The sequence below is a fragment of the Spirulina sp. LEGE 11439 genome (assembly GCF_059821285.1).
The window spans coordinates 64,630-74,865 of sequence record NZ_JCAMRX010000011.1; the positions used below are offsets into that span (position 1 = coordinate 64,630).

General features: G+C 39.3%; 9 protein-coding genes. 3 read left to right on the plus strand and 6 right to left on the minus strand.

Annotated elements, in window-relative coordinates:
- Window positions 1–26: 26 nt before the first annotated feature.
- Window positions 27–1,427: a (Fe-S)-binding protein gene (locus AC6RV6_RS10215; RefSeq protein WP_500240738.1), complete on the plus strand. Its 1,401-nt coding sequence runs from the start codon at window positions 27–29 to the stop codon at window positions 1,425–1,427.
- 46 nt (window positions 1,428–1,473) lie between these two features.
- Here AC6RV6_RS10215 and AC6RV6_RS10220 read toward each other — a convergent pair whose 3' ends face one another.
- The 3 genes from AC6RV6_RS10220 to AC6RV6_RS10230 all read right to left on the minus strand — a co-directional run bounded on the left by AC6RV6_RS10220 (window position 1,474) and on the right by AC6RV6_RS10230 (window position 7,515).
- Complete coding sequence (locus AC6RV6_RS10220; protein WP_500240739.1) at window positions 1,474–3,006, minus strand: bifunctional metallophosphatase/5'-nucleotidase; 1,533 nt, start codon at window positions 3,004–3,006, stop codon at window positions 1,474–1,476.
- Between the two features lie 176 nt (window positions 3,007–3,182).
- A complete protein-coding gene (locus AC6RV6_RS10225) occupies window positions 3,183–6,809 on the minus strand; it encodes a hydantoinase B/oxoprolinase family protein (protein ID WP_500240740.1) in 3,627 nt (1,208 codons plus the stop codon).
- Window positions 6,810–6,897: 88 nt separating this feature from the next.
- Entirely contained in the window at window positions 6,898–7,515 is a 618-nt protein-coding gene (locus tag AC6RV6_RS10230) for a Uma2 family endonuclease (RefSeq protein WP_500240741.1), read from the minus strand.
- Window positions 7,516–7,598: 83 nt separating this feature from the next.
- Here AC6RV6_RS10230 and AC6RV6_RS10235 point away from each other — a divergent pair, with 83 nt between their 5' ends.
- The gene (locus AC6RV6_RS10235; RefSeq protein WP_500240742.1) at window positions 7,599–8,645 is read left to right on the plus strand and encodes a PDDEXK nuclease domain-containing protein; all 1,047 of its coding nucleotides are present in this window, start codon (window positions 7,599–7,601) and stop codon (window positions 8,643–8,645) included.
- Window positions 8,646–8,685: 40 nt separating this feature from the next.
- On the opposite strand, the gene AC6RV6_RS10240 is transcribed toward AC6RV6_RS10235, so the two are convergent.
- Entirely contained in the window at window positions 8,686–8,946 is a 261-nt protein-coding gene (locus AC6RV6_RS10240) for a type II toxin-antitoxin system RelE family toxin (protein WP_500240743.1), read from the minus strand.
- Window positions 8,943–9,191: a hypothetical protein gene (locus AC6RV6_RS10245; RefSeq protein WP_500240744.1), complete on the minus strand. Its 249-nt coding sequence runs from the start codon at window positions 9,189–9,191 to the stop codon at window positions 8,943–8,945. Before AC6RV6_RS10245 ends, AC6RV6_RS10240 begins: the two co-directional genes overlap by 4 nt.
- 138 nt (window positions 9,192–9,329) lie before the next feature.
- Between AC6RV6_RS10245 and AC6RV6_RS10250 the strand changes: the two genes are divergently transcribed.
- Complete coding sequence (locus AC6RV6_RS10250; RefSeq protein ID WP_500240745.1) at window positions 9,330–9,584, plus strand: hypothetical protein; 255 nt, start codon at window positions 9,330–9,332, stop codon at window positions 9,582–9,584.
- A gap of 193 nt (window positions 9,585–9,777) precedes the next feature.
- Here AC6RV6_RS10250 and AC6RV6_RS10255 read toward each other — a convergent pair.
- On the minus strand, window positions 9,778–10,236 hold a 459-nt coding region (locus AC6RV6_RS10255; RefSeq protein WP_500240746.1), incomplete at its 5' end, for a tetratricopeptide repeat protein.

A 10,236-nucleotide genomic window follows, 5' to 3' on the forward strand; every position in this document is an offset into this window, starting at 1 on the left:
CTGTTTGTTAAATAAAGATTTACCGAATGCAAATTTCAGAAACACCGTTTCAATTCCCGCCAAATACGGTAGACATTCCCGAAATTCCCTCATTTGAGGAAGAGAATGTCAGCGATCGCCCTTTGCAAGGATTTGACGAGAAAGACCCTCCCGAACAAAATCTTATTGATAGTTGCGTTCATTGCGGCTTCTGTTTGGCAACTTGTCCCAGCTATCGAGTTCTCGGCACGGAAATGGACTCCCCCAGAGGTCGCATCTATCTCATGGATGCAATTAACAAAGGAGAAGCAGCATTTGATGAAGCAGCGACGCAGCATTTTGATAGTTGTTTGGGATGTTTGGCTTGTGTAAGTACCTGTCCGTCGGGAGTACAGTACGATCGCTTGATTTCGGCAACTCGTCCCCAAGTGGAACGCAACCAGCCGCGAAATTGGAGCGATCGCTTCTTTCGCGCGATTATTTTTAATTTGTTTCCCTATCCTTTTCGCCTACGTTTTTTGTTAGTTTTCTTGTGGATTTATCAAACGATTGGCCTGCAAAAATTAGTGCGATCGACAGGGTTACTCGAGAAAATTTCTCCGCGTTTGGCAGCGATGGAGTCTATTCTTCCTCGCATTTCCCTCGGCAATATTTTCAATAACGATTTCCCCGAAACTATTCCACCTAAAGGGAAAAAACGCTATCGTGTTGGCGTGATTTTAGGCTGCGTGCAACGTTTATTCTTTTCCCCAGTTAATGAAGCTACAGTTAGGGTTTTAACAGCAAATGGTTGCGAAGTTGTTATCCCTAAAAATCAGGGATGTTGTTCGGCACTCCCCACTCACCAAGGACAAGAAAAACAATCTCAAGAACTGGCACGAAATCTCATTGATAGTTTTGAGAACAGTAATGTTGATGCCATTATTATTAATGCAGCAGGATGCGGTCATACTTTAAAAGAATACGGTCATATTTTAAAAGACGACGAACAATATCACCTCAAGGCAAAGGCATTTTCAGCAAAAGTAAAGGATATCAACGAGTTTTTAACCGAAGCAGGAATCGTATCAAAATTATCCCCTTTAACTGATGAAGAATTACCCATTGTTTATCAGGATGCCTGTCATTTACTCCACGGTCAAAAGATTAGTTTACAACCTCGTCAATTATTGCAACAAATTCCCGGTATTCAATTAAAAGAACCCATTGATGCGGCGTTATGTTGCGGTAGCGCAGGGATTTATAATTTATTAAATCCGGAAGTAGCCGATGAGTTAGGACAGCAAAAAGTTGAGAATTTGTTAAACACAAAAGCCAAATTAATCGCCTCTGCAAATCCGGGCTGTTCTCTACAAATTGCCAAGCATTTACGCTTACAAGGCAAGAAAATTAAACTCATGCACCCAATCGAACTCTTAGATCATTCGATTCGCGGACTTAAATTGTAAAAGATATAGGGTGTGTTCGGAATATAACACACCCATCGATCATTGCCTATTGACCAGACTCCTCTTGTAATAACTTGATTAAAGCGAAACGCATATCTTCTTCATCTTTTGGTTCAGAAATAACCATGACTTCCGCAGCATCGCGAGTAAAAAATTCTAAATTTTGTTCTCGTCCCGTCAGTAAAAAATCATTAACTGCAACCCGATAAGTGCGATCGGGATTTAAAGGTTGTTCTTGAATCAACCAATTTCCTTTTTCTCCAGTAACATTTTCAGTTTGTAAATATCCTCCTGTTCCTTTATTTTGTTCACCTTGGTCTAATATTCGCTGTAAGAAATCTCCTTGGATGTCTACAGTAACAATTTTACCACCAAAGGGCATAATCCGAATGATATCGTATTGAGATATTGTACCCGGGGGAAGATAATCGTCAATGCGAATTGAACCACTATTATAAAGAGAAAGCTCTGCTCCTTCAACTTCTCGTAATAAAGAACGGGCAATTAATTTAGTTAAATTTGTGGGGTGATTGCGGACGCTAGATTCTAAGCCATCCAAAGATTCATCAAGCTGTGCAACCTCTTCTCGCGGTTCAAATCCATCGTTCCGAAAAGCATCAAAACCTCGTTCGACCCATTCGTCAACAATTGTTTTTGTTGCTGCATCTTCTGGCATTCCTTCAACAATAGGTTGTAGGCGAGATGTTAACTTTAAACAGCGAGTCTCGGTATCGTAACTCAATTCATGAATGTATACGGTTCTGGCATTCGCATCAGCCTTAAAAATCGGGGTTAAATTTTCTTGACACTGACTTGATTTCCAAGGATTAATCACAAAACGCCACTGTTGTATATTTTCGTGTTCGTGTCCTCCTAAAATCAAATCGAGTTGAGGAATTTCTTGTGCGAGTTGGCGATCGCCTTCTATGGATAAATGAGTAATGGCAATCAGAATATCAACTTTTCCTTCAAGGGATTTGACTTGTTTTTGCGCTTCTTCAATCGGATCGCTATATTGTACATAATCTTTGGGATTACTATCGAGAGTGACACCAATCAAGCCAATGCGTACTTTTGCACCGCGATCGCCTTCAATTTCTAAAATAATATTTTCGGGAACGTTTGGAAAAGCATTACCATTTGCATCAGTTACGTTACTGGACAACCATTGAAATTGAGATTCCTGCAACCGCGCTAAAAATTGCGCTTTGTTAACGTCAAATTCGTGATTGCCAAAGGTTGCATAATTCAATCCCAAAGCATTCATAACGGCAACGACTTGTTTTCCAGCTAAGCGATCGCCGTCTACTTTAGCAGTTCCTAATGCAGAAGGACTGAATAAATCTCCAGCCAAAATAGTATAAGTATTTTCGTTCTGACGCAATAACTGCTGGCGCAATGCTGCAACTCTAGCGAGTCCCCCACTCTTTCCTTGTTCGACGGGTTCTATTTCGTAAACATCATTCATTTGTATTAAGGTAATATCAACCTCTTCTGCTAGTGTGATTTGAGGAATCCCTACCCACAAAAATATGCTCAATCCCAATACTTGTAAGAGATTTTTTCTTTGGTTTCTCATAAAATCTATGTAACCCTAAAATACAAAAAATTCTCTTTCAATGATAATATAAACAATGAAGGCAGTAAACTTTCTATTCTCATTTTTCCTCAATACACATTATTCTTTTTTTGTCAATCTATTTAGTGGAATAATAATTGTTGATTATTCACTGATAACTGATAACTGATAACTGTTCACTGTCCATACCCTCCTCCTCCGGGGGTTTCGATAATTAATGTATCGAAAGGGTGCATTTCAACAACAGCAGTTCCATCTAATTCTTCAATAGTTCCATCACTTCTTTCAACCCAATTGTGTCCCGTTGCACCTGCATTGCCTCCTTGTAAACCAAAGGGAGAAATAACCCGACGACCGGATAAAATTCCTGCTGTCATTGATTCTAGAAAGCGAATTCGGCGAATGACTCCATTTCCGCCAGAATAGCGTCCCTTTCCACCACTATGAGGACGAATGCGAAAACTTTCTAAAAGGACTGGAAATCGCAATTCCAAGACCTCTGGATCCGTCAATCGGGAATTGGTCATATTGGTGTGAACTGCGTCCGTCCCATTGAAGGTTTTGCCTGCACCGGATCCGCCGCAAATCGTTTCATAATATTGATATTTTTTATTACCAAAAGTAAAATTATTCATCGTTCCTTGAGAACCTGCGATCGCATTCAAGGCTCCATACAAACAATCGACAATCAATTGAGACGTTTCCACATTTCCTGCCACGACAGCCGCCGGATAATGAGGATTTAATAAACATCCTTCGGGAACAATAATCTCTAACGGCTTCAAACAGCCGGAATTTAAGGGAATATCGTCATCGACCAAACTGCGAAACACATATAAAACAGCAGCTTTACAAATAGCGATCGGAGCATTAAAATTATTGTTTAATTGAGGAGATGTTCCAGTAAAATCAATCTTAGCACTGCGATTCTGACGATTAATTGAGATATTCGCACTGATTTTTTCTCCCGTGTCTAATTTACAAGTAAAACAACCATCTTTGAGAACAGTAATAACTTTTCGCACGGATTCTTCGGCATTATCTTGAACGTGACCCATATAAGCACGAACGGTTTCTAAGCCATAATGCCGAATCATTTGTTTTAATTCTTGTACTCCTTTAGTGTTGGCGGCAATTTGTGCTTGTAAATCGGCTATATTTTGTACGAGATTGCGAACCGGGTAGACCCCAGCAGTTAAAATCACTGATAATTCTTTTTCGCGAAACTTCCCGTTTTCAACTAACAAAAAGTTGTCAATTAATATACCTTCTTCTGCAATTGTTTTGCTGTCTGGAGGCATTGAACCGGGAGTAATACCGCCGATATCTGCATGATGTCCTCTCGAGGCGACATAAAACAAAGGATGCGTAGAAGTATCGACAAAAACTGGTGTAACAACAGTGATATCAGGAAGATGAGTCCCGCCATTATAAGGATTATTAGAAAGATAAACATCGCCTTGTTTAATCTTATTTGCTTTGGCGGCAATTAAACTATGAATGCTTTCACTCATTGACCCTAAATGAACGGGAATATGAGGCGCATTGGCAACTAAGTCTCCTTGGCGATCGAAGATGGCACAAGAAAAGTCTAATCGTTCTTTAATATTTACTGAATAGCTGGTATTTTGCAGTATTGTTCCCATTTGTTCGGCAATGGAACGGAACAAATTATTGAAAATTTCTAATAAAATTGAATCGGGTTTTGATAAATCTCGTGCTAACTGAAGATGTGTTTCTTGCTTCTTCACTGGTGACTGGTGACTGGTGACTGGTGACTGTAAAATCAAACCATTGCGATCGCTAATTTGTGCTTGCCAACCTAATTCGATAACATTCGTTCCCGTTGCTTCAATAATTAACGCTGGACTATTAATAATATCTCCCGGCTGTAGTTTTTCTCGTTTAAATATAGGCGTATCGTGCCATGTGTTATTCATATAAGTTTTAGCGATCGCTTCGGGTTGAGGAGGTTCGCGATTCATTCTTTGCATAATTGGTTCTTCAGGGGTATGCGTCGGACAAATTAACTCAACCGAAATTGCTTCTACGATCAAATTTTTCTCTGCCATGAGGAATCCATAACGCTGTCGATATAATGTTGCAAATTCTTGTTCCATGTTGGCAATAGCATCAAATTTTACCATTAATGCTGAATCCGTTCCCTCATATTTTAAATGCACCTTTTGTTTGATTTTTACATCTTCGAGATATTGGGAATCTTGGGCTTTTAACTCCTCTTGACATTGAGCAATGAGTTGTGCTAAATGATGATTCAATTCTGGCAGTAATGGCAATTCTAATTTTGCCTCAAGAGATTTTTCTCGCAAGATTCTCACTTCTGCCAAACCGATGCCATAAGCAGATAAAACTCCGGCATAAGGATGAATAAAAATTTGTTTAATTCCCAACGCATCGGCAATTAAACAAGCGTGCTGACCTCCAGCCCCCCCAAAACAACATAAAGTATATTCCGAGACATCATAGCCTCGTTGTAGAGAAATTTTCTTAATAGCATTAGCCATTTTTTCGATCGCGATCGCCAGAAATCCAGAAGCGACTTGTTCGAAGGTTCTCCCATCATCAATTTTTCGCGTAAGTTGTAGAAATTTTTCACGAACAATGTTAGAATTTAAGGGTAAGTTTGCCTTCTCTCCGAAAACTTTAGGGAAAAATTCTGGCTGTAATTTCCCAACCATAATATTACAATCTGTTACCGTTAAAGGACCTCCTTTTCCATAGGCAGCCGGTCCGGGATTTGCTCCCGCAGATTCAGGACCAACGCGATATCTTGCTCCATCAAACTGAAGAATAGAACCGCCTCCCGCCGCAACAGTATGAATAGACATCATTGGCGTTCTTAAACGCACTCCCGCAATTTCTGTTGCAAAGGTGCGTTCGTATTCTCCTGCATAATGCGTGACATCAGTAGAAGTTCCCCCCATATCAAAGCCGATAATTTTGGGAAAACCTGCTATTTGACAAGTTTTGACTGCTCCGACAACACCTCCCGCCGGTCCCGAAAGAATGCTATCTTTACCTTTAAATACACGAGCGTTTGTTAGTCCGCCATTGGACTGCATAAACATCAATTTTGGAGAGGTCGTATGATGGGATAAATAGCGATCGATTTGTTCGACATAGCGCCGTAAAATAGGAGATAAATACGCATCAATAACGGTGGTATCGCCGCGACTGACTAATTTAATTAAATTGCTCACTTGGTGGGAAACAGAAATTTGTATAAAACCAATCTCTTTGGCAATTGTGGCAATTTCTGTTTCATGTTGAGGATAACGATAAGCATGTATTAAAACAATGGCACAACTGCGAATTCCAGTGTCATAAGCTGCTTGTAAATCTTGGCGAGTTTTTGCTAGATTGAGCGGTGTTATTTCTTCTCCTCGTGATGTATAACGCTCTTCAACTTCAATAACTTTTTCATAGAGCATTTCTGGGAGAATAATCTCGCGAGCAAATATATCAGGACGGTTTTGATAGGCAATTTTTAACGCATCTCGAAATCCTTGGGTAATAGCAAGAACAACGCGATCGCCTTTTCGTTCTAGTAGTGCATTTGTTGCCACCGTCGTTCCGATTTTAATGGTTTCGATTTGTTCGGCAGGAATAGGAGAGTGAGGCGGAAGTTTTAAAACCTCTCGAATGCCTTGAATTACGGCATCTTGGTAATGTTCTGGGTTTTCTGAGAGTAGCTTATGAATGATGATTTTGCGATCGGGAGAAATTGCCACGATATCGGTAAAAGTACCGCCGCGATCGACAAAAAATTTCCATTGGTTCACGATCTCTACTCCTTAACATTAGCAAGATAATTTTCGCATTTTTTGACTTTTTCTGAACTGTTCGTAAAAAACAATTTCTAGAGGAAAGTTAGTCGCGATCGCTACTTTCTTCTGGTTCTGGAAGAGTAACATCTTCGTATAACAAAGTTAAAGGAAAATGTAAATCGACTGTGGTTAAATGAATATCTATCTCGTCTGGAGAATGCCCGTTTTCTTCCGAGGAATAGGTTGTGAGTTCCCATTTTTCTTGTTCGTTTAGCCGATAGATTTCTACTATCATCGTTTCTGCACTGATGAGCGCATATTCTCTGAAAGTATCGATACGACGATAGTTGCGAAATTTAATCCCTCGATCTTTTCCTTCTGTACTCGGAGATAGAACTTCTGCAATAAAATAGGGATGATAAACGACTTTTTGTTCTTGTCTGTCGCGGCGATCGCACGTTACTATGACATCGGGATAATAAAAGGGACCCTGTTGCGAAATGCCTATTTTAGCATCTGCCATGTAAACTTTACATTGCTTGCCTCGCAGATGATTTTTGAGAGTAGTGGCTAAGTTTAACGCAATTTCATTATGAGGTAATGTTCCTCCCGCCATTGCAAAAACTTCGCCATTCATGTATTCATGTTTAACGAGTTGTCTTTCTTCCCAGTCTAAATATTCTTGGGGAGACATGAGAGAGGTGTTAGAAAGGGCGACCATTGTTTTTTTGAAGATAAGTTTACTTGTATTGTATCCTAAAGATTGAGAAGCGATCGCAATCAATTAAAAGGATAATTGCCAAGATGGAACAAGATTTAGTTTCAGGGTATGGAGACTTTTTAGAGGCACTAAAGGCGAAAATTCGTCTGGTACAGTTACAAGCAGCGCTGGCCGTTAACCGCGAGCTTGTGTTATTGTACTGGCAAATTGGGGGCGAGATTTTAACGCGACAAAAAGAACGAGGTTGGGGAAGTAAAGTCATTCAAAAATTATCTCAAGATTTGCGAAACGCATTTCCTGACATCAAAGGATTTTCAATTCGCAATCTTAAATATATGCGGAAGTTTGCCGAAACTTATCCCGATGAAGCAATTGTGCAGCAACTTGCTGCACAAATTCCTTGGTTTCATAATTGCGTTCTTTTGGACAAGGTAAAATCACCTGACGAACGTTTGTGGTACATCAAACAAACGATTGAACAAGGATGGAGTCGAAATGTTTTAGTTCATCAGATAGAAAGCGAATTGTATCATCGCCAAAGTAAGGCAATTACTAATTTTGAGCGAACTTTGCCCCAACCTCAATCAGATTTAGCACAGCAAATATTGAAAGATCCTTATCATTTTGATTTTTTGAGTTTGGATCGAGAGGCGAGAGAACGAGATTTAGAACGAGGCCTATTACAACATTTACGAGAATTTTTATTAGAGTTGGGTGTGGGTTTTGCTTTTGTTGGAAGTCAGTATAATTTGGAAGTTGGTGGGGACAATTTTTATCTCGATTTATTATTTTATCATCTTCAATTGCGTTGTTTTGTTGTTATCGATCTGAAAATGGGAGCATTCAAACCCGAATATTCGGGGAAGATGAATTTTTATGTCGCTGCAGTGGACGATCTGCTAAGACATAAGGACGATCGCCCGACGATTGGTATCATTTTGTGTAAGTCTCAGAATAAGACAATTGTAGAATATTCTTTGCGAGATATACAGCAACCGATCGGCGTTTCAACTTATCGAATTAAAACAGAATTACCGCAAGAATTGCAAGGAAGTTTGCCGACTGTGGAGGCATTAGAAGCAGAATTAAATACGATCGCTTGGCCAAATGAAGAGGAAAATAGTCTGTAGTCTCTTAAGTTTAATATGAAAGGCGATCGCAAAATAAGAGCTATTTTTTATAAACTTCTTTGCGGTGCTTGCATTGTAGAAGAAAAACCATAAGATTTGCATCATCAATTATGTATCGTATGCGATAATCTCCTATGCGAACGCGATACTGATTGTCATATCCTTTTAATTTAATCACACCATCTAGACGAGGTTCTTCTGTAAGTTGCTGAATTTTTTTAGCAATTCGTTCGATAATAGTATCGGGAAGTCGATCGATCTGCTTTTGTACGGATTTTGAAATAATTACCGTATAACTCATACTTTTGCTTGAGTGCGATTTTTGAGATATTCGTCAAAGGTAGTATATTCTCCTGCTTTATATTCATTTTGAATGGCTTCAACTTCGTCAAGCGTTTCGCGATCGTCTTTGTAATTCTCTTCTTCTGCTGCAAAAATTTGCTGTTCTATAATTTCTAATAGTTGATATTTTTCTTCAATGCTTAGAGATTGAATGGTTTTGGTAAGCGTTTTCAAGGTCGCTTCTGAATCCAAAATTGTTGCCATATCGTTCCTTATGCTTAAATTAAGATATGCGATCGCATTTCCTGTGGTTTTAGTTTAACATGAAAGGCGATCGCAGCAACAGTATCATCTGTTATACTATCTCTACCGGAGACTCAAACAACACTCCTCCAAAATATTATGAGAATTATCCAAACTAAGGGAATTGTTAAAAATGGACAGATTAATCTAACGATTCCCTCAGAAGTTAAAGATGGAGAAGTTGATGCGATCGTTGTCGCGGAACATGAACCCGATGAATTTGAAGTTCTACGACAAATTGCTCTAGCAAATGGTTATGACTCCAAAGAAAAGATTATGGAATTAATTCATAAAATTAAGTTGGATATGCTAAAAGAAAAAAGGAGAGTTAAATCGGAATGTCATTCCCATTAAAACGGTTATGTCTCGATACGAAATTTATATCAAATCCAAAAAATTAACTTTAATATCGTAGGTTGGGTTAGCGACAGCGTAACCCAACTCAAACGTTGAGATGGTTGGGTTGAGAGACGAAACCCAACCTACACCACTTGATTGATTCTGTTTTAGAATATCAGTTTTTTCACCCACGAGATTGCATTTTCTCTTATTCTTCCTCATTCTCTGCGTCGATCTGTGCGAGGAGTTGTTGAGTAATGGGATGGTTGCTGAGTTTATCTCTTTGTCCTGCTGTAACTGCGCCTTGCAAACAATTTCCAAAATTTTGTATTACGGTTTGACTATTCGGATGTTCAAATCCTAAGCGACTCACGAGAATTTCTAGTGCTTGTAAATAGAGAGGTTCTGCTTCTTCATATCTCCCTTGAGAACCGTAGAGTCTAGCCAAATTATTGAGAGAATTGGCGACATCGGGATGTTCTTCTCCGAGAAGTTTTTTTCTCAGTTCAAGCGCTTGTAAAGAGAGAGATTCTGCTTTTTCATATCTCCCTTGAAAACCGTAGAGTAATGCCAAATTATTGAGAGAAGTGGCGACATCGGGATGTTCTTCTCCGAGGAGTTTTTGCCACAGTTCAAGAGCTTGTAAATAGAGAGGTTCTGCTTTTTC

What these genes read in the sequence shown, in the direction of transcription:
- AC6RV6_RS10215 (WP_500240738.1), top strand. Translation starts at nt 27, where the DNA reads ATGCAAATTTCAGAAACACCGTTTCAATTCCCGCCAAATACGGTAGAC.
- AC6RV6_RS10220 (WP_500240739.1), bottom strand. Translation starts at nt 3,006, where the DNA reads ATGAGAAACCAAAGAAAAAATCTCTTACAAGTATTGGGATTGAGCATA.
- AC6RV6_RS10230 (WP_500240741.1), bottom strand. Translation starts at nt 7,515, where the DNA reads ATGGTCGCCCTTTCTAACACCTCTCTCATGTCTCCCCAAGAATATTTA.
- AC6RV6_RS10235 (WP_500240742.1), top strand. Translation starts at nt 7,599, where the DNA reads ATGGAACAAGATTTAGTTTCAGGGTATGGAGACTTTTTAGAGGCACTA.
- AC6RV6_RS10240 (WP_500240743.1), bottom strand. Translation starts at nt 8,946, where the DNA reads ATGAGTTATACGGTAATTATTTCAAAATCCGTACAAAAGCAGATCGAT.
- AC6RV6_RS10245 (WP_500240744.1), bottom strand. Translation starts at nt 9,191, where the DNA reads ATGGCAACAATTTTGGATTCAGAAGCGACCTTGAAAACGCTTACCAAA.
- AC6RV6_RS10250 (WP_500240745.1), top strand. Translation starts at nt 9,330, where the DNA reads ATGAGAATTATCCAAACTAAGGGAATTGTTAAAAATGGACAGATTAAT.